Source organism: Streptomyces sp. GL_141, assembly GCF_057834385.1.
The window spans coordinates 8,012,474-8,036,299 of sequence record NZ_CM174402.1; the positions used below are offsets into that span (position 1 = coordinate 8,012,474).

Below are 23,826 nucleotides of genomic sequence, written 5' to 3' on the forward strand. Positions count from 1 at the left end.
GGTGGCCGCCCCGCGTGCCGGGCGTCAGGGGTTGATCAGGGGAAGGAGACGACGGTGGAGGGGATGGTCGAGGTGCCCGAGGTCGGCGGGCCCGTGTTGTTGATGACGTGCTCGTACTGGCCGTTGCCGCCGAGCGAGACCACGAGGATGTCGTGGAACTTCACGCCGGGCTTCACCGGCACCTGGAAGCCGTGGTCCTGACGGATCGTCGGATCGACGTTGTAGTAGCAGTAGCTGCCCAGGCCCCAGCCCTCGTGGGTGTTGACCGAGTCCGCGACCTTGTAGGCGGCGTATCCCTTGACCGAACCGTTCTGGATCGCGGCCTGGTTGGGGGCGTCGTACGCCTTCTCGTTCTGGAAGAAGATGGTGCGGCCGCGCTCGCCGTTCCACTCCACGTCGTACTTGTTGAAGTGCTCGACGAACAGGCCGGTGGCCAGCACGTCGTCGCCGTTGACCCGGAACCCGTAGTCGGAGCGGTTGGTCTCCCAGCCCACGCCGTCGCCGTGGTCGGCGCGCCAGATCCAGGTGTGGTCGACGATCGTGTCGTGGTTGTTGATCACCATGCCGACCGTGGCCTTGCCCGCGCCCGCGCCGCCGACGCGGATGAACACGTCCTGGACGGTGGTCGGGTTCGCCGCGTGGTCCGTGGTGGTGCCGGCCGGGCCGACCTCCAGCAGAGTGGGCGAGTTGACCTGCCCCGCGTCGACCAGGAAACCGGCGAGCTTGACCCCGTCGACGTCGCCGACCTTCATCGCCGTCACCCCGTTGTCCGGGATGATGGTGGCGAGGCCGAGGCCCAGGACGACCGTGTCCGCACGGTTGACCTGGAGGGTCTGGTCGACGTGGTAGACGCCCGGGGTGAAGAGCAGGTGCAGGCCCTGGGTCAGGGCCTGGTTCATCGTCGCGGCGCTGGTGCCGGGCTTGACCACGTAGAACTGGCTCAGCGGGATCGAAGAGCCCTGCGGCGCGCCGTTGCCCCAGGAAGTGCCGCGGGCGTTGGTGCGCTTGGCCGGGACGAACACCTTGTACTCGGAGCCGTCCAGGTGGAGGAACGGCTTCTCTCGGGAGACCGGGGTGGTGTCGAGGGTGGTGTAGCGCGGCTCCGGGAAGCTCTGCGCGGGCGCGCCCTGGGTGCCGGAGAAGACCTGGTTCCAGACGCCGTTGGACCAGCCGCCGATGGAGCTGTCACGGGTGTACCACTGCTGCTGCGAGTAGTTGCCGACCTGGCCGTCGATCTTCGAGTCGGCGATGAAGCCGCCCGAGGACCAACCATAGCCGGACGGGGCGAGGTTGAGGCCGCCCTTGACGTGCATCCGGCGGAACGGCGCGGCCTGGGAGACGGCCCAGCGGTCGGTGCCGTTGACCGGGTTGAGCGCGAGGTTCTCGGCCGAACGCCAGAAGTTCTGCGTGGCGTTGCCGCCGAACCAGCCCGCGTCCACGGTCACGTCGCCGTTGATGGTGGTGTCGTCCGGGCTCAGCCCGAGGCCGGAGATCGAGGTGTAGAAGCCGATCTGGGCGTTGAGGCCGTTGTAGGTGCCCGGCTTGAAGAGGAACTGGTAGCGCCCGGAGCCGAACTGCGCCGACTCCTGCTGGGCGAAGACCTCGTCCAGCTTGGCCTGGATGTTCGGCGTGGACGGGTCGAAGACGATCACGTTGGGGCCGAGGTCGCCGCCGCCGGGCAGCTGCGGGCCGGTGCCCCCGGTGGTTCCGTAGACCTGGAACTCCCAGAGGGAGTAGCCGTATCCGGTGGTCCGCTGGGTGCCGTGGACGCGGACGTAGCGGGCGGTGCCGGTGATGTCGTGGGTCTGCACGCCGCCCGTGCCGTTGGTCGTGGAGTAGGCCGTGGACCAGTTGGCGCCGTCCGTGGACAGCTCGACGCGGTACGCCTTCGCGGCGGCGGTCTCCCAGCGCAGGACGACCTGGCTCAGCTGGGCGGCCGCGCCGAGGTCGACCTGTATCCACTGCGGATCGGCGAACTGGCTCGACCAGCGGGTCCCATTGTTGCCGTCGACGGCCGCGGAGGCGGGGGTGCCGGCGCCCTCGGAGGAGGAGGCGGTGGCGGGCTTGCCCTGGGAGAGGAGCGTGGGCGCGGCGGTCGCCGCGGTGCCCGGCAGGAGCACGAGGAGGGCCGCGACCAGGGCGGCCGCGAGGGAGGCCACGGTCAGCCGGGACGGCCGCGAGACGCGGCGCGCCGCCGGGTGGGGTGGGTGGGCGGAGAGGAGGGGCATGCGGGGCTACTCCTGACGTTGTGGATCCGGGGGGATCGAAGCGTGAGTGAACTGCCCGGCGCCGGGGCCGTCAAGGGTTTGAGCGTTCATGAACTGAAGATCAAATGACGTGTCAAACACGCATCAGGCCTGTGAACTTGGAGTTTCTTCAATCCTTGTGAAAAGTATTGACGAAAAAACTTTGCCCGACTCTACTGAGGCTCTGACCGCTCCGTCTCGCCGTGCCCGCTACGGCGGGGCGGAGCGCTCGGGCGGGAACTTCGACACGTTCGGAGAATGGGCCCGGATGGGCCGCGCCGAGCCGCCATGCGTTCGTTAGTTGTCGTCAGGGAAGGTCGGGGACGGTGCCGCACTCCGCCCAGGTCACCTGGGTGCCGGGGAGCGTCGCCGACCAGGGTGCGGCCAGGGCCGCCAGGGTGTTCGCGTCCGGCGGCGTGTGGCCGAGGCCGATCGCGAAGCGGGCCAGGCTCGGGGTCCGCTCGAAGGGCCGGGGCCAGGCGTGGGCGTCCGCGCACCCCGTCTCCGCGAGGGCGCCGAGCAGGGCGCGCAGCCGGCCGCGGGTGCGGCCCAGGCTGTCCTCGAAGTCGCGGGGCCGGGAACCCGTCACGGTGACCACGGCCCAGGCGGCGTGCCGGCGGTGCGGGGGCGCGGCGGCGGCGGCGGGCCGCGCGGTGGGGCTCGACTCCAGCGCCTCCCACGTGGCGAACAGCTCCCGCGTCAGCAAGTCGGCGATCGCTGGGGTGACTTGGGCGGTGCAGCTACGGACCGGGGCGGAGGGGGTCAGCACGGTGACGGGGTCCTCGCCGCCAGGGCCTTCCTCCCGCTGCGCCGGGGCCAGGCTCACGGGGGTGCGCCAGTCCCAGGCGGCCCAGGTGGCGAAGAAGGTGCGGAGGAGGGGGCCGGGGGAGAGGTCGGGGGCGGAGGGGACCGTGTGGGCGGACAGCACCGACCAGGCCAGTCCCGGCAGGCCGCCGAAGGGCGCCGAGTCCAGACCACGCGACCGGGCCCAGGACTTGACCTCGCGCGCCAGCCGGGCGAACGCCGCGTGCTCCGGGCCCGCGAAGTCCCGTACCGCCTCGGCGTCGCTCACCGCACTCAGCGCCACCGCCGCGGCCTCGCCCAGCTCCGCCCGCCGGGCGACGGCCCGGTCCGGCGGCACCGCCCCGGTGGCGACCACCACGAGGTCCACGTCCAGCCCGGCGACGCCGAGCCGCAGGCCCGGTACCCGGGCGCCGGTCACCGCGCGCAGCCGCTCCGCCTCGGGGAGGGCCGACGCGACCCGCGCCCGCACTCCCGCCAAGTCGACGGCGCCGGGCAGGGACACGACCAGGTCCAGATCGGAGCCCGGCACCGCACACCCCATCCGGCGCGAGCCGGCCACGTACACGGCCCCTTCGGGGAGCGCCCCGGCGATCCGCGCGGTGAGGGCCGCGGCGTCGGCCTCCGATGCGGACTCCGTACCGGATCCGGATCCAACTCGTGCTCCGGCTCCGGCTCCGGCTCGTGCTCCGGCTCCTGCTCCGGCCTCGGAACCGGTCCCGGCCTCGGCCCCGGGGGCCGGTTCGGGGGTCCAGTGGGTCTTTCCGGTGCCGAGTTCTACCGTGGCACGGATCTCCATCGGGCCGTCCCCGCGCCGCGACAGTACGGCGAGGGAGGCCACGCGGGCCGAGCGGCCGGCGCCGAGGCGGGCCGCGAACTCGCGTTCCGCGCGCCGGGGATCGGGGCTGCGTCCCAGCGTCAGGTGGGGCGTGAACCCCTCGGCCCGGCCCGGGCAGCCGGGGAAGCGGGCCGCCAGGGCCCGCCGGAGCTCCTGCCACGGCGCGTCACCGGCCGCGGCCGGGTCCAGCCACACGGTCGGGCCGAAGCCGTACACGCCCTCCAGGCGCGCCGTGAACGCCGCCGTTTCCGCGGCCGCTTCGGCGAGCAGGGGCAGCGCCGCCTCGAAGGAGGACTCCGGTACGAAGCCGAAGAGCAGGTTCACGTGCGCGGGCCAGCGCTCCGCCTGCGGGTCGTGTGCGCGCCGCACCGCCTCCACGGCCTCGTCCGCCGGCGCCAGCCAGGCCACCGCCGTCCGCGCGGTGGCCTGGACGTCCAGTACCGCGCGCCCGGACCCCACGCCGCCGTCGCCCCCGTCGGCAGCCGGGTCGAGGTCCAGGGTGGCCTCGACCCCGTAGTGGTCGGAGATGAACAGTCCGTCCGCTGCCGGGGAGTCACCGCGCAGCGCGGCCTCCGCCACGCGAACCCCCGCCGACCGCAGCAGGATCCGGTCCAGCCGAGCGGCCCGTCCCGTCAACGACCCCACGGCCGCGAGCGGATTGGCGACGGGGTCGAAGGTCGCGGTCCCGTCCTGCGGCCCGTGCACCTCGGTCCACGCGTCCCGGAGTCCCAGTGCCGCCGCCGGCCCCTCGGCTCCCGACCGGCCGTCGTTGAAGTCGCCGAGCAGGACGACGTCGGCCGCCTCGATGCCGGCCAACCCTTCCGAAAGCCGGGCCAGTTCGGCCGTGCGCCGGTCCTCGCCCCGCTCCGTGTGGTCGCTCGTGAGATGCGTGGCGGCGACCACCAGGGGTCCGCCCGCGGTGTCCACGGTCACGGCGACGACCGCCTTGTGCGGACCCAGTACGTGAACGCCCGCCTCCCGCACCGGAAGTCGGCTCAGCACCAGCAGCCCGCTCTCCGCCACGTCCCGGCCGCCCGGGTCCGCGGCGACCGTGTAGCCGGCCTGGACCCACGGCTCGGCGAGCAGCATGCCGAGCAGTTCGCGCTCCACCTCCTGGAGCGCGATCACATCGGCGTCGGCCTTCGCCAGGTCGGCCAGCAGCAGCGGCCTGCGCCGTGCGGTGGCGATGCGCGGGGCGTCGTACCGGTCCCAGAGCGTGTTCCACGTCAACAGGCGTATCTGAGAAGGGCGTTGAGTGCCGGTCGCGGCCTCGGGCGCGGCCCGCCACGCGCCGCCGCCGGACGCGTCCCACGCGTACGGGGTTCGCGCCGTGAAGAACGGCGCCCGCAGCAGCCTCGGGTCGCGGACCCGTCCGGCCACGGTGCTGTCGATGATGTCGACGCCCGTCGCCCGGTCCCACACCAGCTCGCCGTCGGCCTCCACGAACAGCACCCGGTGCCAGGGGATGTCGCCCCCGGGCACGAAGGAGGGCAGGGGGACCCGCTTCGGCGCGGCTCCGCGCTGCAGCAGTCCCAGCGTGAACCGGGCGGGATCGAAACGGGGGTCCCAGCGGACCTGGTGGTAGAGCTCCTCGCTGGTACGCATCAGCCCTCCTCGCGGCTCGCCGTACGGGCCGCCGTGCGGGCAGTCGTAGGGGTCGCCGTACGGGCAGTCGTACGCGCCGCCGCAAGGGCCGTCGTAGGGGAAGGCGGCGCACCGATCGTGCCCGCCGTGTCCTCGACGGTTCCGTCCGCCCCGATGTACCACGTGCGGTGCGCCTCACCGGGATACGGCGGAGCGAACCGGCGCAGCTGCGCGGTCAGCACCTGCTCCGGCACCGGGTGCGCGCGCGTGGAGTTGCGGCGCGTCAGCTCCGCCTCCCCGACCAGCAGCACGGCGTGCGTGACGAGGGCGTCACGCCGCCGGGCGACCGCCCCGGCCAGCCCGCGCTGCTGGGCCGTGAGGGAGGTCGCGTCCCACACCACCGTGCCCCCTCGTCGCGCGGCCGAGGCCAGTGCGGAGTCCAGCCGGTCGAGGCCCTCGCGGAGCACGTCCGCGTTGTCCCGCTGGTCCGCGCGGGAACCCCGGGCGCCGCGCAGGTCGTCGAGGCTGATGTACGCCTCCACCCCGGGCAGGTTCCGGGCGTAGGTGCTCTTCCCGCTGCCCGAGGGTCCGCAGAGCTGCACGAGCCGGGGGAAGGAAGCGCCGTCCCGCCACCGCCAGGTCGCCGCGACGGCCTCCTCGGCGCCGGTCAGCTTGCCCTGCCCGTAGGCATGGCGCGCTTCGGCCCAGCACCGGTCGGCGGCGTCACCGCGGATCCCGCCGCCGCGTCCGTCTCCGTCCCCGTCCCCGTCACCTGTGCCGGCTCCGGCGAGGGCCTCGCGCAGCCCGTCCCGCAGGGGCTCCAGGGGTGCGGGTCCGAGCAGCCCCGCCTCCTCGGCGTGCAGTGCGGACCACTCGACGCACGCGCCGGCCCCGTCGCCCCGCCCGCCGTCCGCACCGGCTCCGGGGAGCGCCCCGGCCAGCGCGTGCAGTACGCCCAGATCGGCCGCCTCCGCCATCCGTACGAGCCCCGCCCGCCGTTCCGTGTCCGGGTAGGGGAAGGGCTTGCGCAGCGCCGGGTAGAGCCCGACCAGGTCCGCGACCCGCCGTGCGGTGGCCATCCCGAGCGGCCCCGCCGCCAGCCGCGACGCGAGCACGGCCCGCGGTACGCCGTGCAGGGCCGCAGCCAGGATCCCGGCCAGCCGCTCCTCGCCGGACCTGCGCACGCTCAGCCCGTCGATGCGGTCCGCCACTTCGGCGACCAGCTCCCCGACTCCCGCCGCCTCGACCGCCGTGTCCGCGAACACCGTGCGGAGCAGCCCGGCCGCATCGGGATCCGCGCCCGACCGGGCGTCCCAGAGGGCGGCCGCCGGACCGAGCCCGTTCGGCACGACCTGGGCGTACATCCAGTGCGTGTCCGTCTGCACGTGCCCGCCCCGCACCCATTTGGCCACGCACCGCCCGAAGTCGGCCCGGTCGAAGCCGGCCGCGGTGCGGACGACGTACCCCTCCTGCCGCGCCGTGTCGAGCCGGAGCCGGCGCAGGGCCCGCTCGTCGAAGACCCCGCGCCACAGGACACGCGGTCCCGGGACGCCGAGACCGCGCAGGAAGAGCACCGTCCGGTCCCAGTCCAGGCAACGGTCGCCGTCCCACACCGAGAACCCGTAGAACCACGCGTCGAGTTCCTCGTACGCGAGCGAGTGCCGGGCGTAGACGTTCTCCCCGCACACCCGCCAACCGGCCGGGATCCCCGGGCCGATACGGCTCTGCAGGCCCTTCACCCAGGCCCGCGACGGATGGTGGCCCGAGTCGAGCGAGCGTGCGTGCAGGCCGTCGGCGTACAGGGTGGTGTTCTCGCCGTCGAGCTTCTCGGTGACCACGACCTCGCGCCCGGCGAGCCCGGCCAGCATGCTGGGTCCGGTGGTCCGCACATCGTCGGACGTGGCACCCGGAGACCAGGGCAGGTGCGGGGTCCGGGGGTAGTGCGTACGCATGATCCGCTCCCTGCGGGCCGAGGCTGGTGCCCCGGTCACTCTAGGGAGGCGGCACCCGCCCGGACCAGCGAATATCGGCGGCTCAGTACCCGATGGTGAACCGCTTGCCCGCGTGCGCGTCGCGCTCGATCTCGTCCAGCAGCGCCACCGCGAAGTCCTCCACGGAGATCTGGCTGCTCCCGTGATCGTCCACGACCAGCTCGTCGGCCCCCAGCCGGTAGGTGCCCGTCCGGGTGCCCGGCTCGATCGTGGCGGCCGGGCTGAGGTTGGTCCAGTGGACTTCGTCCACCGGAACGGTCCGCAGGAAGTCGAGGGCGTCCCCGTGGGCGTGCATGACGGCGAGCACCGGCGCCGGGATCCCCGCCTGGTCCCAGACCATCGGCCCGCCGGGGGTGCGCAGGGAGCCCGCCCCGCCGACGGTGACCACGCGCGGCCGGGGCCCGTCCTCGCCGAGGGCCTGTACGCCGCCGATCAGTGCCTTCGCCGCGCCGACGAGCGTGCCGGGATCCCCGGAGCCCGGACCGTACGCGCTGACCACCACGTCCTGCCCGGCCGCCGCCCGGCTCACGGACGCGGGGTCGAGGACGTCGCCGCGTACGACGGCGACGTCCGCGGAACTGACTTCGGACTCGGCGAAGTGCGCGGGATCGCGTACGACGGCCGTGACCTCGTGTCCGCGGCCGAGTGCTTCGTGCAGCACCCGGGATCCGATCATGCCGGTCGCGCCGAAGAGAGCGATCTTGGCCATGGCCACTCCTGGAGGTGGAGGCTGGAGGGGCCCCGGTCGGGGTCCGCCGGGCCCATCCAAGCGAATCCCGCCTCCCGCACCCGGCAGCGCCACGCGGTCAGTGATGGCGAGGTCAGCGACGGTGCCGTCAGCGACGGTGCCGTCAGTGACGCCGCCGCCAGTGACGGTGCCGTCAGTGACGGTGCCGTCAGTGACGCCGCCGCCAGTGACGGCGCGGTCCGTGGCAGAACGGTCCGTCGCAGAACGGTCAAGGGCAGCCCGGCCAGTGACGGCGCGCCCGGTGAGACCGCCGTCAGCGGCACAGCGCGACGATGGCCGGGTCCACCGTCCCCCGGGCCGCCGCGCACAGCGGCGCCATGTCGTACGTACGGTTCGGCGCGGGCCGGCTGCCCCGGGGCTTCGCGGCGGGCGCCGCGGGCTTCTTCGGCGCGACCCGCCGGGGCCGCTCCGGCCGGCGCCGCGGGGCGGCGGGCTTCACCCGGCTCCGCGCCCGGGCGGCGGGCGCCGCGGGCACGGCCGGCCGCGGAGCAACCGCCGCCCCCGGCACGGGAGCCGAGGCGCCGCCCTCCGCATCCGCGTCCGCGTCCGGGCCCGCATCCTGCGCGACCTCCGGCAGCGCCCCCAGCGGCCAGGCCTCGGCCGCCGGTCCCGGCAGGCCCGTCCGGACCTCCGTCGGCGCGGGCCGTGCTCCGATCCCGGGCGCCGGAACGGCCCCCGGCCCGGCCGGACCCACGGTCACACATCCGGTCACACACCCGGCCGCGACGGCCAGCGCGACAATGATCAGGGGCATCCACGGTCCCCGGCGCGACTCCATCCGCCCACCCTGCCCGACGGGCGCCCGCTCACCCGCACGCGCTCACCCGCACGGGTGGTCCCGACTCCCCGACAGCGGGCCTCAGCCGCAGGTCACGCTGTCCCTCGGCGTGTAACGGGTCTTCATCGTCTCCCGCTTGACCTCTTGGCCGCCCTTCACGAACACCCGGTCGACGGCGACGTCGAAGCCCTCCAGCGGGGACTGCGGCTCGCACTTCGGGCCGGTGTCCGTGCGGGTGGCGGGCGGCTTGACGTTCGTCCGCGGGCCCTTGGCCGCGCGGATCTCGTCGTACTGCTTCGTCCCCAGGAAGGTGATGGTGACCGACGTGTCGGTCGCCTCGGCCTGGATGTAGAGGGCCTTGCCCGAGTCGTTGGCGAAGCGCAGGTCCAGGCTGCCCCACGCCACGGTGGCCTCGCGGCCCTCCGGGTAGCGCTCGATGTAGAAGGAGTGCGCACCGTACTCGACGGGCTTGATGCCGGAGAAGAACATCGCGTTGAAGACCGTGGTGGCCACGGCCGAAACGCCGCCGCCGGAGGCCTTCTCGTACTGGCCGTTGTTGATGATCAGGCCGTCGACGAAACCGTTCTCCTTCGTGCGTTCGCCGACGCGGCGGTTGAAGCTCCACGTCTCGTCGGGCAGCACGAGCGAGCCGTTGATCAGCTCGGCGGCCCGCCCGATGTTCGTCGTCCGGTACGGGGCCTTCTCGAAGTCGACCGTGAAGGAGGACACCTCCTCCTTGATGCCCAGCTGCCCGATCGTGTCCTTGGTGAGCTTCGGCCGGACCTCCTCCGTGGCGACCTCGCCGGTACGCTCCGCCGCGCCCGCCCGCGTCAGCAGGGGCAGTACGGCTGCGGACAGGCCCTCCTCGGCGACCCGGCGGCCGGCCCGGCCCTCCTCGGCGACGGAGACCGCGCCGGCGGAATCGGTACGCAGCTTCGCCTCGACGGGTCCCGCGGTGGCCTGCCGCAGCGGACCGGCCAGCTCCGGGTCGGCGAGCAGGGCCTTGGCGTCGAGGCCCGGCGCGAGGCGGCCCTGACCGTCGTCCTTGAGGGTGAGGTGCTTGGCGAGGACGGCAGGGCCGACGGGTATGCGCTTGCCCTGCACGGTCAGGGTGACGGGCGCGGACACCGCGGGTTCGGCGAACTCCTTCAGCGCCCGCTCCGTCTCCTGCTGCCCGATGCGGGGCTCCGTGGTCCGTACGGGCAGCACGACGGGCTGTCCGTCCGCCGGCCGGGTGTAGGACGAGCGGAGCACGCCGAGGGAACCGTCGACGTCGAGCTCGGTACCGGTGACCGGGGCCACCGCCTTGGCCTTGCCCTTCTCGAAGGAGACCGAGCCCTCCTTGGCCTCCTGACGGGTCTTCGCGCCGAGCCCGTCCAGGGCGGAGCGGGCCGCCTTCTCGTCGAGCCGGACCACGGGCTCCACCGCGGGATCACCGGAGGAGAACAGCCGGCCGATCACGCTGACGGGGTCGGAACCGGAGCGGGCCGCCCGGTCGGCGGTGGCGCCGGTGTCCAGGGACAGGCCGAGCGTGGCCGGCTGGGCCTGCTCGGTCCGCTCCCCGATCTTCAGGGCCACCGGGGCCGCGGCGGACGGGCCGAGCGCACGGTTCAGGGTCTGCCGGGCCTCGGCGCGGCTCATCCCGCCTATGTCGACGCCGCGCACCTTCGTGCCGGCGGCTATGTCGTCGCCCGCCAGCAGCAGGCCCGCGGCGTACAGCCCACCGAAGCCGAGGACCGCGACGCCGCCGGCCACACCGGCCACGCCCGGGACGGTCCACCGCTTGCCGGTGGCCGCCGGGGTGCCCGTACGGGGTGCGCGTCGCATGTGTCGGTCTCTCCTCGGGCCGGTGACGTGGTCGGACCGGCGGTTTTCATGCCGCCAGTTCGCCCCGGGAACGTAGCAAGATCCGTGTAACCAGGTAATAAGGAGGTATAGGGGTGGCAAAGGGGAATGTGTTGATCTCCGTAACCCGGGGGCCGTCCGCGCTGTTGCACAGCCGGCGGGTCCACCCGTGCGGAACGTCCCGGCGAGGCCCGCGCGGTGGCCGCGATGCCCGCGCGACGGGGCCGCACGGCGCCCCCGCGGTGCCCCTACGGTGAATGGAGTCCGATGCCGCAGCTGACCGACGAGGACGTGACGCAGGACACGGGCGCCGCCCCGGCCGCACCCGGGGTACGGGCGGAACCCGGAGCCCGGGCCGAAGGCGCCGCCCCCGCCGCGCGTCCGGGCACGTGGATGACCCCGGAGGAGTACGGGGCCTCCCGCGCCACCCTCTGGACCGGCGCCGTCGTCCTCGTCACCGACGGCGACGGGCGCGTCCTGGTCCAGAGCGTCGACTACCGCCCCGACCGGCTGCTGCCCGGCGGAGCCGTGGACGCCGGCGAGGCGCCGGCCGCGGCGGCCGCCCGCGAGGTGTACGAGGAGCTCGGCGTCGAGGGCCGCTACCCGCGCGGCCTCGCCGTCGACTGGATCCCGGCCGACGCGCCCGGCATGCCGCCCGGGATGGGGTTCCCCGGCGAGATCCTGCACGTCTTCGACGGCGGTACCTGGAGCCGGGAGCGCATCGACTCCGTCCGCCTCCCCGCGCAGGAGATCACCGGCATCCACTTCGCCGAGCCGGCCGAACTGCCCGCCCTGATGGACGCGGGCGACGCCCGCCGCGCCCTGTCCGCCCTGCGGGCCCGGATCAACGGAGGAGGCGCCGCGCTGCTGGAGGACGGCCGTCCCACCACCCCCACCGCCCTGGACCGGCTCGGCGTCCTGCGCAGCCGCCGCGTCCCCCTGCACGGCACCTGGCACCCGGGCCCCGCCCCCGCGCACCTGACACCACGGGACCCCGCCGGCTGGCTCTTCGCCCCCGACGGGCGCGTGCTGCTGCTCATCGCCCGCGCCACCGGTGCCGCCCACCTCCCGCCCCCGACGGCGGGCCGCACCGCGGGCGCGCTCCCGCTCGGGTACCGGTACGCCGACCAGGGCGCCCACCCGCGGACCGCGGCCCGGCTCACGGCGCTGCCCCCGGGCCCGGACCCGGCGTACGCGCGACTGCTGGCCACCCCCGAACAGGTCCGGGAACTCAGCGACTGGGGCCCGGCCGGGCACGAGGAACTCGCTGCCGTCCACACCGCCCGCGCGCACCTCTCCCTCCCGTCGCCGCCCCGCACCCCGCCGACGGAACTCCCGGCGGAGGGCTGCCACTGGTGAGAGCGGAGCGGCTCAATCCCCGGTCCGCGGGCCCCGGTCCCGCAGCATGAGGGGATGAGCGAGACTGCGATCACCTACACCGTCTACGTCCAGGCCGATCCCGCGCGCGTGTGGCAGGCCCTGACCGAGCCCGCGTTCACCCGCCGCTACTGGGGGCTCGACTTCGAGACCGACTGGCGGGTGGGCTCGAAAATGGACTGGGTGGAGCGCGGGGCGCGGACGAGCGATCCGGAGCAGGTGGTGCTGGAGTGCGTACCGGAGCGGCTGCTCTCCTACACCTGGCACACCTTCACCCCGCAGTGGGCCGCCTCCGTGGGCATCGGCGAGGAGCTGCGCGCCGAGCTGGCCCGCGAGCGGCGCACGAAGGTGACGTACGAGATCGAGCCGGTCGGTGACACGCTCGCCCGACTCACCATCCTCCACGAGGGCTTCGAACCGGGCGGCACCCTCATCGGCATGTGCGGGCGCGCCTGGCCGATGCTCGCGTCCAGCCTCAAGACCCTCCTGGAGACCGGCGCCCCGCTCCCGGAGCAAGGGCACGCGAACGACCAGGGCTCCGGCGGATACGAGAGCCACGGGGGCTGAGCGCGGGGCAGTGCCCGTGGGGTGAGCGGGGCTGGTGGGGTCAGCGAGGTCAGGTGCGTGACGGGACGGTGCAGCTCGGCCGCCCGTCGGGGATGTCCTTGCTGTCGTCGTACGGGTCGACCACCGGCCACCGCCGCTCGGAGGCGGCCGCCTCCCTGGAGAAGTAGGGGTGGACGTAGCCGTCGACGGTGCCGCAGTCGTGGTTGCCGAGCTGCCGGCGGTACCCGGCCGGAGTCAGCTTCCCGGCCGTCACGCCGGGGGAGTCGGACACGGCGTAGAGCAGCACGAGCTGCCTGCGTACGACCACCCGCGCCACCTCCTCCGTGCCCGGCACGGGCCCCGGCTCCGGGTGCGGGGCCACGCGCCGCACGGCGTAGACGAAGGTGTAGTCGGCGCGGATCCTGATCTGTCCCGGAGCCCCGCCGGCCTCGAAGGCCATCCGGCCGCGCACCCTGATGCCGCCCAGGGCCGGAGTGAGCCGGGCGGGGTCGAAGCGGGTGAACAGCTCGGTGGGGTCGGCGTCCGGGAGACCCGGTTCGCGCAGGTGCTCCGTCAGCTCGGCGCGGGCGGGCTGCAGCGGATCGAGCAGCTCCATGGCCTCGGCGGGCCACGCGCCCTGGAGCACCTCCGGATCCAGATTGGCCGCGACCAGGAACTCCCGGGCCCGGCGCAGTCCGTCGGCGACCTTCTCCTTCGGGATCGAACCGACCGCGGTGGCCGCGGGCAGCGGGAGCTCCTCCTTCTCGGTCGCCCAGGTCCGGGCGGGCGAGCCGCGCAGCGGCAGGCCCGTCGTGGCCGGCCACGTGTCGGGCCATGCCTTCTCGTCCAGCGTGGCGGCGTAGGGCTCGCCCTCGGGCCGCCCCTGTGGGGCGGTCACCAGCCACGCGGTGACACCGGCGAGCGCCAGGGCGGCGACGGCTCCGACGGACAGGCGTCTGACGCGCCGTCGGCGCTGGTCGGCGTGGAAGGCCGCCTCGCGGTCCTGATGCCGGTCCTGATGCCGGTCCTGATTCCGGTCCTGGTCCTGGTCACGGCCCTGGACCCGGACCTGGTCCCGGCCCCGTCCCTGCTCCTGTACCCGTGCCTGGTCTTGTCCGTCCGCGCGCAGTCGCGTGATGAAATCCGCCGGTTCCGTCATGTCAGGCCCCCGCCCATGCTTTTGACTCAGCCCATCTCACAGGGCGTCACCGATGCGGCACAAGCCGGACCGAGATCACGTAACAGTCCTGTGACCTGCGCAGATGCGGGACGACTGGCTCCGGTGACCCCGTCCGTACCGTCCCACAGGGGCTTGATGCCACCCTGACAACTCGTCGTTCACCGGTGTCGTGTGGAATGACCGCATGGGGAGAAGCGAGTACCAGATACGCCCAGGCGGCCCGGAGCGCCGTGCCGAGGGGACGACCGGCGCGGTGGCGGCGAACGGGCCGTCCGAGCACTGGCGTTACGCCCGGCACCTGGAGTCCCTGGCAGCCGTCTCCGGTCAGCCCGGGGAGGCCGAGGCCGTGGCCGCCGTCCTGCGCGACCCGGACCTGGTGATGGCGGAGAGCGCGGTGGTCACGCACCTCGACCGGCGGGCGGCCGGGCTGCTGACCGACGCGGCCTTCCCGGCCTGGGCGCAGTCCGTCGGGGCCGCCCTCGGCGGCCGTACCTTCGCGGGCCGCCGGCTGCGCGAGTGGACCCTGCTGAAGGCCGTCACGCAGGGCGAGCCCTGGTCCGCGGGGGAGCTCCTCGCGGCCTCCGACTGGTGTCAGCGCACGGCGGCCCAGTCCCTGCACGGGGACGAGGCCCTACGGCTGCTCGCCGCGGGCGCCCGGACCCGCCGGGTCCGCAACGCGGCGGCGCAGCGACTGCTGAGGCGGGCCGCGATGAGCTCGTGACCCGCCCGGCGGGTCCCGTTTGACGGTCCGCACGGCACGCGCGGGACCCACGGAACGCAGGGGAGGGCCGGGACCGCACCGCGGTCCCGGCCCTCCCGTCCTGCTGCCGCGCGCTACTTCGTGCCGCGCCGCACCCGCGCCGCCGCGCGGGCCTCGGCGGCCTGCCGGGCCTCGATGGTCTTGCGGGACTCCTTGCCCTTGCCGGGCCGCCCGGGCCGGGTGCCGATCCCGCGGAAGCCCAGGTCCGAGCCCGAAGGCCGGCCCTTGGCGTCGGTGGCCGCGGCGCCGGCCAGCGGTACGCCGGAGGGGGCCTTCGCGCCGGTGATGCGGCTCAGCGCGGCCTCGCCGGAGCGGACCTGGGTGATGGTCGGCCGGATCTTGGCGTCGGCCATCAGCCGGACGATGTCGCGCCGCTGGTTGGGGGTGACCAGGGTGACGACCTTGCCGGACTCGCCGGCGCGCGCGGTGCGGCCGCCCCGGTGCAGGTAGTCCTTGCTGTCGGCCGGCGGGTCCACGTTGACCACGAGGTCGAGGTCCTCGATGTGGATGCCGCGGGCGGCGACGTTGGTCGCGACCAGGACGTTCAGCAGGCCGTCCTTGAACTGTCCCAGCGTCCGGGTGCGCTGCGGCTGCGACTTCCCGCTGTGCAGCCCCTCCGCGCGTACGCCCATGGCCCGCAGGTGCTTCACGAACTGGTCGACCCCGTGCTTGGTGTCCAGGAACATCAGCACCCGGCCCTCGCGCGCGGCGATCTCGGTCGCGGCCGAGACCTTGTCCGCGGCGTGGATGTGCAGCACGTGGTGGTCCATCGTGGACACCGAAGCGGACTGCGGGTCCACGGAGTGCCCGACCGGGTCCTTCAGGTACCGCTGGACGAGCTGGTCCACGTTGCGGTCCAGCGTGGCGGAGAACAGCATCCGCTGGCCGGCGTGGTGGCACTGGTCGAGGATCTCGGTGACCTGCGGCATGAAGCCCATGTCGCACATCTGGTCGGCCTCGTCGAGGACGACGATCTTCACGCGCTCCAGGTGCACGTCGCGCCGGCCGATGAGGTCGCTGAGCCGCCCCGGGGTGGCCACCACGATCTCGGCGCCGGTGCGCAGCGCGCCCGTCTGCTTGCCGATCGACAGGCCGCCGACGACCGTGGCCATGCGCAGCTTCAGGGCCTGCGCGTACGGGGCCAGGGCCTCGGTCACCTGCTGCGCCAGCTCGCGGGTCGGTACGAGGACCAGCGCGAGCGGCCGCTTCGGATCGGCCTGCTGACCCGCCGTACGGGCGAGCATGGCCAGGCCGAAGGCGAGGGTCTTGCCCGAGCCGGTCCGCCCGCGGCCGAGGATGTCGCGGCCCGCCAGGGAGTTGGGGAGGGTCGCCGCCTGGATGGGGAACGGCTCCGCCACCCCCTGGTCGGCCATCGTCGTCACCAGCTCAGGGGGCAGGCCGAGCTCCGAGAAGGACTCCACCGGCGGCAGCGCCGGCGTGGTCGTCCGGGGCATTGAGTACTCGCCCTGGGGGCCGAGGGTCCGCGGGGTCTTTCCGCCGCCCTTCGCACCGCCCTTCGGGCCTGCCTTCGCTCCGGGCTTGATGCCGAAGCGCCCATGAGGTGACGGGTTCTTCATGCAGAACCTTCCGTGAGGCGTGTTTCAAATGTTTGGGCAAGATGATCGGGAGTACGACGCGAACGTCGCCAAAAGGCAAATTTTACCATCGGGGTTACGGGGCCACCGGCCCGAGTTCCCCGGTCCGCACCCGGTCCAGATGGGCGGTGACCTCGGCCGTCGCCCGCCCGAACCAGTCGGCGATGACGGCGATCTCGTCGGGGGTGTACTCGGCGAACACCGCGCCGAGCCGGGCGTAGAAGGGCTCGTACACGGCGAAGATCCGCGCGGCGGCGGCCGGGTCCGCGACCACCCGTACCCGGCGCCGGTCCGCGGGGTCGGGCTGCCGGCTCGCGTACCCGGCGCGCTCCAGGCGGTTGAGCACCCCGGTCACCGCGCCGGTGGTGAGGTTGGTCAGCTCGGCGAGGTCGCCGGCGCCGAGCGGGTCCTCGCCGGCGCCCAGGATGTGGCCGAGGCAGGTCAGGTCGGTGACGTTCAGCCCCAGGAGCTGCGCCACCTCCTGCTGGCCGACGATGCCGAGAGCGACGTACCGGTCCATGCGCGACAGCGCTTCCTGAACCGTGGCCGCGGGGCGGGGCTTGCCCTGCACGCGGTTACTCCTTAGCATCTAAGTTACTTAGCTCGTGAGATAAGTGGCTCTCTCCGTAAGAGAGCGCCATTCGAGCCTACTGAACCGACGAAGCAGGGGAGAACGATGAGCGCTCACGGCCACGTGGACCTCGGCCACACGGTGGCGGGCTGGACCGGCACTGCGATCGCCCTGGCGGGAAGCGCGGCCGCGGGCGCGTCCCTGTGCGCCGCCTGGACCCCCGGCATCTGGATCGGCCTGGGGGTCGTCGTGGCGGCGGGCATCGTCACCTGGCTCCTGCACCTCGCCGGATGGGGCAAGCCGAGCGGTCCCCGGCCGGAGGGCCAGTGGGACTGGCGGGTCCGCGACACCGCCGCGCACTCCGGCCACGCCGACTGCCTGGGCTGCCGGCTCAGCGGGCCGCGGCGAGGTGCCGCAGCAGCCCCTGGCTCTCGATCCGCCGCGTCGTTGCCCGCTGCGGATAGCACCGCATGAACATCCGGGTGAAGTGCTCCCCGTAGTGGATCACCGCGGCCTCGTCGTACCCGCCCCCGCCCCGCTGGGCCCGCGCCGGGTCGAGGGGGCGGATCCGGGCGCCGAAACGCGGCTCGTGGAAGTAGGCGAGGGCGTACCGCTCCCGGTCCGCCAGCCTCACCCGGTGCGGGGTGGAGAGCAGGGCGCCGCCGGTCATGAACTGGAGGATGTCCCCGGGGAACACCGTCAGCACCCGCGCCACGGGCCGCACCGCGGCCCAGCCGGGCCGGTCCTCGGCGAAGCCCGCCGTGCTCTCGCCCGGCAGCCAGTTGCGCGGGCGCTCCTCGCCCGGCACCGGAGGTCGTACGAAGAGCCCGCCGACCTCGTCCTGGGCGGCGATCACGAGCAGTCCGTAGTCGGTGTGGGCGCCGATCCCGCGCTCCGCGGTCCGCTCCGCGGCGGGGAAGCGCAGCACCCGCATGTGGTGCCAGCCGCCGCGGGTCAGGCCCGCGAGCCGGTCGATGCCGGCCGGTCCGAGGCCCAGCCCGAGGGCCACGAGCCGCAGCAACCGCTCGCCGAGCCCGCCGACGCCCGCCAAGTAGGCCTCCATGGCCGCGCGGTAGCCGGGGGAGGGCCAGGGGACCGGGCCGTGGCAGGGCAGGCCGGCGGCCGCGGCCGCCGGTGCGGGGATGTCGGGGGTGATGGTGAAGATCTCCGAGGCGTCCGGCCGGCCGGCCGTCACCTCCTCGCCCGAGGCGATGTACCCGCTGTACGAAGTGTCGTTGACGTACCCGGCCTTCTCCGCCGCCGGCCGGGCGAAGAACCGCCGGCTCGCCGCCAGCGCGGCCCGCGTGCGGGCCTCCTGCCGTCCGTCGACGGCCACTTGGAAGATCCCGTCGCGCTGCCAGGCGCGGACCATGGCCCCGCCGAGCATGATGTCCGCCGTCGTTCCCGTGATCCGAGCCGGCACCCGGAACGTCGCGAGCTCGCCCATGTCCGTCCCCTCTCGAAGACTCCTTCGGAGCGCCCCGCCGAGAGCCCTTCCAAGGGCCCGTGCGAAGGCCTGCTCCCCCGATTCACGGACGGGACGGAGAAAAGTTCGAATACCCGGAAGCGCCCCGGTTGGCCGCGCTTGGCGTGTGCTCGGGCCGATCAATGGGCAGGATCGGGTCCGGCCGCGTGTGCGGCCGGTGGAACGTTGTGAAGGATCAGTACAGATGGCAACTGGCATCGTGAAGTGGTTCAACTCTGAGAAGGGGTTCGGCTTCATCCAGCAGGACGACGGCGGTCCCGACGTGTTCGTGCACTTCTCCGCGATCCAGTCCAGCGGCTTCAAGGCGCTGGACGAGGGGCAGAAGGTCGAGTACGACGTCACGCAGGGTCCCAAGGGTCCCCAGGCGGAGCAGGTGATCGCTCTCTAGCGCCGCTTCACGAGCCCGGTCCGTGACGTGAGCCCCGCCGGATCTTCCGGCGGGGCTCACGCACGTCCGGGCCGGACGGGTAGCGTGGGCCGGATGATGACCGGCACGCCGGACACCCGGCTGATCGTGCTGCGCGGCAACTCCGCCGCGGGCAAGTCCTCCGTGGCGGAGGGCATCCGCGACCGCCACGGCCGGGGCCTCGCGCTCGTGGGCCAGGACAACCTGCGCCGCGTCGTCCTGCGCGAGCAGGACACGCCGGGCGCGGCGAACATCGGGCTCATCGGCAGCGTGGCGCGCTACGCGCTGGACCACGGCTTCCACGTGATCGTCGAGGGGATCCTCTACGCGGACCGCTACGGCCCCATGCTCGACGCCCTGCGCCGCGCCCACCGCGGGCCGACCCACTTCTACTACCTCGACGTGCCCTTCGAGGAGACCCTGCGGCGGCACGCGGGCAAGCCGCAGGCCGCCGAGTACGGCGAGGCGGAGATGCGCGCGTGGTACCGGCCGCTCGATCTGCTGCCCGGCGACTGGGAGAGCGTCATCGAGCCGGAGCACTCGCTGGAGGACACCGTCGCCCGGGTGATGGCCGAGACCGGGCTGGTGGTGGAGGGGGCGTAGCCCGTCCCCGCCGCCGGGGTGGGGCGGGATTCCCCGTGACGGATCATCCCGCCCGGTGCAGGGCGACGAGGAGCGGCCAGATCCGGTCCGCCAGCTCGGCCGGGTCCGCCAGGCCTGCGGGCAGGTCGCCGTGCAGCCAGTCCGCGAGCACGGCGGTGAAGGTGGCGGCCACGGCCGAAGCCACCAGCTCGGGGCGCGGGGCCCCCACCGCGGCCCGTTCGGCGCGGCTGCGGGCGCGCAGTTCCCGGTACAGGCGTTCGCCGAGCGGGCCGCCGCCGCCCGGCTGGAGCAGCGTGCGGTAGAGCGGTGCCCGGTCGGCCGCGCCGCCGAGGAAGGCGGCCAGCGCGGCCGGGGGGCGGGCCGGGGGAGGCGCGGACGGATCCGTCTGCCAGGCGTGCAGGGCGTCGACCGCCGCGTGGACGACGTCGGCGCACGCGTCCACCGCGAGCGCGGTGAGGTCCTCGTAGTGCAGGTAGAAGGTGGCCCGGCCGACGCCCGCTCGGCGGACCACCGCGGAGACGCTGACCTCGCCGAGCGGCCGGTCCGCGCACTCGGCGAGGAGGCTCTCGCGCAGCCGGTCCTTGGTGCGGGCGGTCCGGGGGTCGGTCCGGGAGGTCATCCGGCGAGCAGCGCCGCGCCCAGGGCAAGGGCGCCGGGCAGGGCCTGGGCGAGGAGGATGCGGCGGTTGGCGGTCGCGGCCCCGTACACCCCGGCGACGATCACGCAGACGAGGAAGAAGATCTGCGTGGCGAGCGAGTCGATGACGAGGGACCAGACCAGGCCGGCGGCGAGGAATCCGTTGTAGAGGCCCTGGTTCGCGGCGAGCGGGGCGGTCAGACGGGCCGTGTCGGCGTCGAAGCCGGACAGGGCGCGCCCGGGCGGCCGCTGCCACAGGAACATCTCCAGGACCAGGAAGTACGCGTGCAGCGCGGCGACGAGGCCGATGAGGATCGTTGCGACCGTGTGCACGGCCACCTCCCTGGGGCGGGGCGAGCCGGAGGGCGGTCCCTCCGACTTCCTGGACAACTGTACAGGAAGTCGGGTCGCGGCCGGCGGTCCGCGGCGCGGCTACGCTGACCGCATGACTGCGCACGTATATGAAGACTTCGCCCCCGGACGCCACCGCGAGGCCACGCTGATCCGGCACGCACTCGGCAGCGTTCACGAAGAGGCCCTGGTCGCGGGCCTGGCGGGCGGTATCGGCTTCATGTACTTCGTGTTCGAGTACGCCGGCCGGCCGCCGATGCCGACGATCGTCGCCCAGGCCCACCCCGACCCCTGGGTCCAGGTCGCCCTCGGCCGCCTGCGCATCCCGTACGAGGCCACGCGCAGCGCCAAGCCCCGCTGGCACCGCGTCGAGGCCGCGCTCGACGCCGGCGCCCCGGTGTTCTGCACCGTCGACCGGTCCGCCCTGCCCTGGCACGGACCCGCCCCGATGGCCGAACTGGCCGCCGCCGACCCGTACGTGGTGACCGTGGTCGGCTACGACGGGGACACCTTCCAGGTCGACGACCCGGCAGCCGGTCTGGACGGGGCGGGCAGCGCGTACGCGATCGGCCGCGAGGAGTTCGGCGCGGCCTGGTCCGGGCACAAGAAGGGCCGCCACCAGATGGTGGTGACCACCGGGAAGCCGGCCGGTGAACCCGACCTGGACGCGGCGATCGCCGCCACCGTCTCCCGCCTCACCGGGCCGGTGCTCGGCAACCACTTCGACGTGAACTTCGGCTTCTCCGGCATGGAGAAGTTCGCCGCGCAGCTGCGCGACACCAGCACCAGGACGGGCTGGGAGCGCCGCTTCGCCACCCCCGAGGCCTTCGCCCTGGGGACGCGGCGGCTGTACGCCTGCCTGGAGGAGGAGTGGACCGCCCCGGGCGCCACCCGGCCGCTGTACGCGGACTTCCTCGACCTCGCCGGGCACGGTGAGGCGGCCGCGCTCTTCCGCGACTCCGGCCGGCACTGGTCGCAGCTCGCGGAGCTGGCCCGCGCGGCGGATCCCGCGGCGGACGCCGCGGGGCGGCGGGAGCTCTTCGGCGCCTGCGCCGAGCTCGTGGACGAGGCCCTGGTGCTGGAGCGCCGGGCGGTCGCGCTGCTGCCGGAGGCCGCGCCCGCCGAGTAGGGCGCGGAGGCCGCGTCAAAAGTTGAGTTGCTCAATTTTTGACGCGGTGAAACCCATGGGCGTACGGTGGACAAACCGTCCCCGAGCACCGCTAAGGCCCCGTACCGCCCATGGAAATGACCCTCGTCTCGATCGTCGGCGTCAGCAGCATCGTCGCCGTCGCCGCCTTCTCGAAGCGGCTCGGCCTCGCCGCCCCGCTGAGCCTGGTGGTCGTCGGCATCGCCCTCAGCTTCGTACCGGGGGTGCCGGCGCTCGCCATCGAGCCCGAGTGGGTCCTCGCGGGAGTGCTGCCGCCCCTGCTCTATTCGAGCGCCGTGAACATGCCCGCGTCGGACTTCCGCCGCAACATCAAGGCGATCGGCGGTCTCGCGGTCCTGCTCGTGGCCGTCACCACCCTCGGTGCGGGCTGGCTCTTCCACTGGCTCATGCCCGGCCTCGGCTGGCCCGCCGCCTTCGCCCTCGGCGCCGTGGTCAGCCCCACCGACGCGGTCGCCGCGACCTCCATGGGCAAACAGCTCGGCCTCCCGTCCCGGCTGCTGACCATGCTGGAGGGCGAGGGCCTCGTCAACGACGCCTCCGCGCTGGTGCTGCTGCGCTCCGCGATCGCGGCCATGGCCGGAACCGTCTCCCTGGCCGGAGTCGCCGGGAACTTCCTCTTCTCCGTGGCCCTCGCCACCGCCGTCGGCATCGTCGTGGGCCTCGTCAACGTCCGGGTCCGGGCCCTGCTCAAGGACAGCCTGCTGAACACGGCGATCTCCTTCGTCGTGCCCTTCGTCGCCTTCCTGCCGGCCGAGGAGTTCCACGCCTCCGGGGTCCTCGCTGTGGTCGGCGCGGGTCTGGTCACCGGCCACCAGGCCCCGCGCTTCCTCAGCGCCCAGGACCGGCTGTCCGAAGCCATGAACTGGCGCACCCTTGCCTTCCTGCTCGAGAGCGCGGTCTTCCTCCTGATGGGACTCGGCCTGAAGGGCCTCCTCGACCAGGTCGCCGCGGACGGGCTCAGTGCCTGGCGGGCCCTGTTCATCGGGCTCGCGGCCGCCGCCCTGGTGATCGTGGCGCGCATGGTGTTCGTCGCCCCGCTCATCGCCTCCCTGCGCAAGGACGCGCAGCGGGCCGCCGAGAAGAAGCCCCGCCTCGACTGGCTGATGGACCGGCTCGGCGCCCCGGAGTCCGAGCAGCAGGCCAATCCGCTGAGGCCCCGCAGGGAGCTGACGCCCCGCCGCAGGGAGCAGATGAGGGAACGCGTCACCCGGGCCTCGGCCGACGCCGACTTCAAGGTCAACGAGAGCCTCGGCTGGCGCAGCGGCGTGGCCCTGGCCTGGGCCGGGATGCGCGGGGCGATCACCGTCGCCGCGGCCCAGACCCTGCCCGAGGACACCCCGTACCGCCCCCAGCTGCTGCTCATCGCCTTCGTGGTCGCCACCAGCACCCTGCTGCTCCAGGGCCTGACCCTGCCGGCCGTCATCCGGAAGGTGAAGATCTCCGGCGACGACCCGGTCCGCTTCCAGGAGGAGTACGCGCGGCTGCTCGACGAGGTCGCCGCCGCCGGCCGGGCCGCACTGGAGGAGCCGGGCCTCGTCCGGGGCGACGGCAGCCCGTACGCGCCCGACGTCCTCGCCAAGGTGCGCGAGGACGCCCGGCTCGAGCGCAAGGACGGGGAGGCGGGCGTCCCCGCGATCGAAGGAGCCCGTGAGCAGTACGTGGACCTGCGGCTCGGTGTGATCGCGGCCTCGCGGGACGCCGTACTGGCGGCCCGCTCGACCGGGATCTACAGCTCGCAGGCCATCAACCGGGCCCAGCGCGGGCTGGACCTGGACGAGGCCGTGTTCCAGAGGCTCAGCGCCGCCGCCGGTCACTGAGCCGGTGCCGGTACCGAACCCGCGCCTCGTCGCGGGGACGCGGGCGCGGACGGCGCGGAGGATGCGCTCAGAGGTGGGCGTCGAGGAACGCCCGGAAGTCCGCGGCCGTCATCGGTCCCGCCTGGGTCGCCACCGGCTCGCCGGCCGTGATGAGGACGGCCGTCGGGGCCCCCGTCACCCCGTACCGCTTGGTCTGCGCGGGGCAGCGGGTGATGTCCACGCGCACCGCCGTCAGCCGGGTCCCGTACTCCTGCGCCAGTGCGGCGACGACCGTGTCCATCGCGCGGCAGGGTTCCAGGGCCTTCGGCCAGCTCCCGCAGAAGTAGGCGAGCACCGGGCCGTCCGTCATGCCGAGGATGAAGTCGAACTCCTGGTCCTCCAGTGGCTGGTGTACCCGGCGTGGTGCCATGGATGGTGCTCCGCTTCGTGTGCCGTGCGATCCGAACGGCTCCATCATCGCCGCTGGGGCCCGTTGTCAGTGCCGTCTGTGAAGCTGACC

At 73.9% G+C, this 23,826-nt stretch carries 21 protein-coding genes; 8 read left to right on the forward strand and 13 right to left on the reverse strand.

The window, feature by feature from the left end; all coding sequences use genetic code 11:
- Positions 1–35: 35 nt before the first annotated feature.
- From AC3IX6_RS35750 to AC3IX6_RS35775, 6 genes are all read right to left on the reverse strand, one after another.
- Positions 36–2,228, reverse strand: coding sequence for a discoidin domain-containing protein (locus tag AC3IX6_RS35750; protein ID WP_489367425.1), 2,193 nt, complete (start codon positions 2,226–2,228; stop codon positions 36–38).
- Positions 2,229–2,553: 325 nt separating this feature from the next.
- The gene (locus tag AC3IX6_RS35755) at positions 2,554–5,490 is read right to left on the reverse strand and encodes a poly(A) polymerase (RefSeq protein ID WP_489367426.1); all 2,937 of its coding nucleotides are present in this window, start codon (positions 5,488–5,490) and stop codon (positions 2,554–2,556) included.
- Positions 5,490–7,421 carry an RNA ligase family protein gene (locus AC3IX6_RS35760; RefSeq protein WP_489367427.1) on the reverse strand — a complete coding sequence of 644 codons (1,932 nt, stop codon included), beginning with the start codon at positions 7,419–7,421 and terminating at the stop codon, positions 5,490–5,492. The genes AC3IX6_RS35755 and AC3IX6_RS35760 overlap by 1 nt, the downstream gene beginning before the upstream one ends.
- Before the next feature lie 82 nt (positions 7,422–7,503).
- Positions 7,504–8,169 carry an NAD(P)-dependent oxidoreductase gene (locus tag AC3IX6_RS35765; RefSeq protein WP_489367428.1) on the reverse strand — a complete coding sequence of 222 codons (666 nt, stop codon included), beginning with the start codon at positions 8,167–8,169 and terminating at the stop codon, positions 7,504–7,506.
- Positions 8,170–8,461: 292 nt separating this feature from the next.
- Positions 8,462–8,962: a hypothetical protein gene (locus AC3IX6_RS35770; RefSeq protein ID WP_489367430.1), complete on the reverse strand. Its 501-nt coding sequence runs from the start codon at positions 8,960–8,962 to the stop codon at positions 8,462–8,464.
- Positions 8,963–9,067: 105 nt separating this feature from the next.
- A complete protein-coding gene (locus tag AC3IX6_RS35775; RefSeq protein ID WP_489367431.1) occupies positions 9,068–10,813 on the reverse strand; it encodes a VanW family protein in 1,746 nt (581 codons plus the stop codon).
- A 285-nt stretch (positions 10,814–11,098) separates the two neighbouring features.
- Here AC3IX6_RS35775 and AC3IX6_RS35780 point away from each other — a divergent pair, with 285 nt between their 5' ends.
- Both AC3IX6_RS35780 and AC3IX6_RS35785 read left to right on the forward strand, forming a co-directional pair.
- Positions 11,099–12,190, forward strand: a complete 1,092-nt coding sequence (locus AC3IX6_RS35780; RefSeq protein ID WP_489367432.1) for an NUDIX domain-containing protein — start codon at positions 11,099–11,101, stop codon at positions 12,188–12,190.
- Positions 12,191–12,244: 54 nt separating this feature from the next.
- Entirely contained in the window at positions 12,245–12,775 is a 531-nt protein-coding gene (locus AC3IX6_RS35785) for an SRPBCC family protein (protein WP_489367433.1), read from the forward strand.
- Positions 12,776–12,824: 49 nt separating this feature from the next.
- On the opposite strand, the gene AC3IX6_RS35790 is transcribed toward AC3IX6_RS35785, so the two are convergent.
- The gene (locus tag AC3IX6_RS35790; protein WP_489367434.1) at positions 12,825–13,913 is read right to left on the reverse strand and encodes a hypothetical protein; all 1,089 of its coding nucleotides are present in this window, start codon (positions 13,911–13,913) and stop codon (positions 12,825–12,827) included.
- Between the two features lie 205 nt (positions 13,914–14,118).
- On the opposite strand from AC3IX6_RS35790, the gene AC3IX6_RS35795 reads away from it, so the two are divergent.
- Positions 14,119–14,655, forward strand: coding sequence for a hypothetical protein (locus AC3IX6_RS35795; RefSeq protein ID WP_489367435.1), 537 nt, complete (start codon positions 14,119–14,121; stop codon positions 14,653–14,655).
- A gap of 113 nt (positions 14,656–14,768) precedes the next feature.
- Here AC3IX6_RS35795 and AC3IX6_RS35800 read toward each other — a convergent pair whose 3' ends face one another.
- Together AC3IX6_RS35800 and AC3IX6_RS35805 are read right to left on the reverse strand one after the other, a co-directional pair.
- On the reverse strand, positions 14,769–16,271 hold the full coding sequence (locus AC3IX6_RS35800) for a DEAD/DEAH box helicase (RefSeq protein ID WP_385373907.1): 1,503 nt from the start codon (positions 16,269–16,271) through the stop codon (positions 14,769–14,771).
- A gap of 94 nt (positions 16,272–16,365) precedes the next feature.
- Positions 16,366–16,860, reverse strand: coding sequence for a MarR family transcriptional regulator (locus tag AC3IX6_RS35805; protein WP_489367436.1), 495 nt, complete (start codon positions 16,858–16,860; stop codon positions 16,366–16,368).
- Positions 16,861–16,965: 105 nt separating this feature from the next.
- Here AC3IX6_RS35805 and AC3IX6_RS35810 point away from each other — a divergent pair, with 105 nt between their 5' ends.
- Positions 16,966–17,334, forward strand: coding sequence for an HGxxPAAW family protein (locus tag AC3IX6_RS35810; protein ID WP_489367437.1), 369 nt, complete (start codon positions 16,966–16,968; stop codon positions 17,332–17,334).
- On the opposite strand, the gene AC3IX6_RS35815 is transcribed toward AC3IX6_RS35810, so the two are convergent.
- Entirely contained in the window at positions 17,252–18,307 is a 1,056-nt protein-coding gene (locus AC3IX6_RS35815; RefSeq protein WP_489367438.1) for a 2-oxoglutarate and iron-dependent oxygenase domain-containing protein, read from the reverse strand. The genes AC3IX6_RS35810 and AC3IX6_RS35815 overlap by 83 nt on opposite strands.
- 223 nt (positions 18,308–18,530) lie before the next feature.
- Between AC3IX6_RS35815 and AC3IX6_RS35820 the strand changes: the two genes are divergently transcribed.
- Together AC3IX6_RS35820 and AC3IX6_RS35825 are read left to right on the forward strand one after the other, a co-directional pair.
- On the forward strand, positions 18,531–18,734 hold the full coding sequence (locus AC3IX6_RS35820; protein ID WP_489367439.1) for a cold-shock protein: 204 nt from the start codon (positions 18,531–18,533) through the stop codon (positions 18,732–18,734).
- Positions 18,735–18,830: 96 nt separating this feature from the next.
- Positions 18,831–19,355, forward strand: a complete 525-nt coding sequence (locus AC3IX6_RS35825; RefSeq protein WP_489371660.1) for a kinase — start codon at positions 18,831–18,833, stop codon at positions 19,353–19,355.
- A gap of 43 nt (positions 19,356–19,398) precedes the next feature.
- Here AC3IX6_RS35825 and AC3IX6_RS35830 read toward each other — a convergent pair whose 3' ends face one another.
- Positions 19,399–19,974 (reverse strand): TetR/AcrR family transcriptional regulator, encoded by a 576-nt coding sequence (locus tag AC3IX6_RS35830; protein ID WP_489367440.1) that lies wholly within the window; start codon positions 19,972–19,974, stop codon positions 19,399–19,401.
- Complete coding sequence (locus AC3IX6_RS35835; protein ID WP_254381581.1) at positions 19,971–20,324, reverse strand: DUF1304 domain-containing protein; 354 nt, start codon at positions 20,322–20,324, stop codon at positions 19,971–19,973. The genes AC3IX6_RS35830 and AC3IX6_RS35835 overlap by 4 nt, the downstream gene beginning before the upstream one ends.
- A gap of 112 nt (positions 20,325–20,436) precedes the next feature.
- Here AC3IX6_RS35835 and AC3IX6_RS35840 point away from each other — a divergent pair, with 112 nt between their 5' ends.
- On the forward strand, positions 20,437–21,471 hold the full coding sequence (locus tag AC3IX6_RS35840; RefSeq protein ID WP_489367441.1) for a BtrH N-terminal domain-containing protein: 1,035 nt from the start codon (positions 20,437–20,439) through the stop codon (positions 21,469–21,471).
- Positions 21,472–21,581: 110 nt separating this feature from the next.
- Positions 21,582–23,327 carry a cation:proton antiporter gene (locus AC3IX6_RS35845; RefSeq protein WP_489367442.1) on the forward strand — a complete coding sequence of 582 codons (1,746 nt, stop codon included), beginning with the start codon at positions 21,582–21,584 and terminating at the stop codon, positions 23,325–23,327.
- A 67-nt stretch (positions 23,328–23,394) separates the two neighbouring features.
- Here the strand turns inward: AC3IX6_RS35845 and AC3IX6_RS35850 are convergent, their stop codons facing one another.
- Positions 23,395–23,736, reverse strand: coding sequence for a thioredoxin family protein (locus AC3IX6_RS35850; RefSeq protein ID WP_489367443.1), 342 nt, complete (start codon positions 23,734–23,736; stop codon positions 23,395–23,397).
- Positions 23,737–23,826: the final 90 nt, after the last annotated feature.

Coding starts and splice junctions, on each gene's coding strand:
- AC3IX6_RS35750 (WP_489367425.1), bottom strand. CDS start 2,228: ATGCCCCTCCTCTCCGCCCACCCACCCCACCCGGCGGCGCGCCGCGTC.
- AC3IX6_RS35755 (WP_489367426.1), bottom strand. CDS start 5,490: ATGCGTACCAGCGAGGAGCTCTACCACCAGGTCCGCTGGGACCCCCGT.
- AC3IX6_RS35760 (WP_489367427.1), bottom strand. CDS start 7,421: ATGCGTACGCACTACCCCCGGACCCCGCACCTGCCCTGGTCTCCGGGT.
- AC3IX6_RS35765 (WP_489367428.1), bottom strand. CDS start 8,169: ATGGCCAAGATCGCTCTCTTCGGCGCGACCGGCATGATCGGATCCCGG.
- AC3IX6_RS35770 (WP_489367430.1), bottom strand. CDS start 8,962: ATGCCCCTGATCATTGTCGCGCTGGCCGTCGCGGCCGGGTGTGTGACC.
- AC3IX6_RS35775 (WP_489367431.1), bottom strand. CDS start 10,813: ATGCGACGCGCACCCCGTACGGGCACCCCGGCGGCCACCGGCAAGCGG.
- AC3IX6_RS35780 (WP_489367432.1), top strand. CDS start 11,099: ATGCCGCAGCTGACCGACGAGGACGTGACGCAGGACACGGGCGCCGCC.
- AC3IX6_RS35785 (WP_489367433.1), top strand. CDS start 12,245: ATGAGCGAGACTGCGATCACCTACACCGTCTACGTCCAGGCCGATCCC.
- AC3IX6_RS35790 (WP_489367434.1), bottom strand. CDS start 13,913: ATGACGGAACCGGCGGATTTCATCACGCGACTGCGCGCGGACGGACAA.
- AC3IX6_RS35795 (WP_489367435.1), top strand. CDS start 14,119: ATGGGGAGAAGCGAGTACCAGATACGCCCAGGCGGCCCGGAGCGCCGT.
- AC3IX6_RS35800 (WP_385373907.1), bottom strand. CDS start 16,271: ATGAAGAACCCGTCACCTCATGGGCGCTTCGGCATCAAGCCCGGAGCG.
- AC3IX6_RS35810 (WP_489367437.1), top strand. CDS start 16,966: ATGAGCGCTCACGGCCACGTGGACCTCGGCCACACGGTGGCGGGCTGG.
- AC3IX6_RS35815 (WP_489367438.1), bottom strand. CDS start 18,307: ATGGGCGAGCTCGCGACGTTCCGGGTGCCGGCTCGGATCACGGGAACG.
- AC3IX6_RS35820 (WP_489367439.1), top strand. CDS start 18,531: ATGGCAACTGGCATCGTGAAGTGGTTCAACTCTGAGAAGGGGTTCGGC.
- AC3IX6_RS35825 (WP_489371660.1), top strand. CDS start 18,831: ATGACCGGCACGCCGGACACCCGGCTGATCGTGCTGCGCGGCAACTCC.
- AC3IX6_RS35830 (WP_489367440.1), bottom strand. CDS start 19,974: ATGACCTCCCGGACCGACCCCCGGACCGCCCGCACCAAGGACCGGCTG.
- AC3IX6_RS35840 (WP_489367441.1), top strand. CDS start 20,437: ATGACTGCGCACGTATATGAAGACTTCGCCCCCGGACGCCACCGCGAG.
- AC3IX6_RS35845 (WP_489367442.1), top strand. CDS start 21,582: ATGGAAATGACCCTCGTCTCGATCGTCGGCGTCAGCAGCATCGTCGCC.
- AC3IX6_RS35850 (WP_489367443.1), bottom strand. CDS start 23,736: ATGGCACCACGCCGGGTACACCAGCCACTGGAGGACCAGGAGTTCGAC.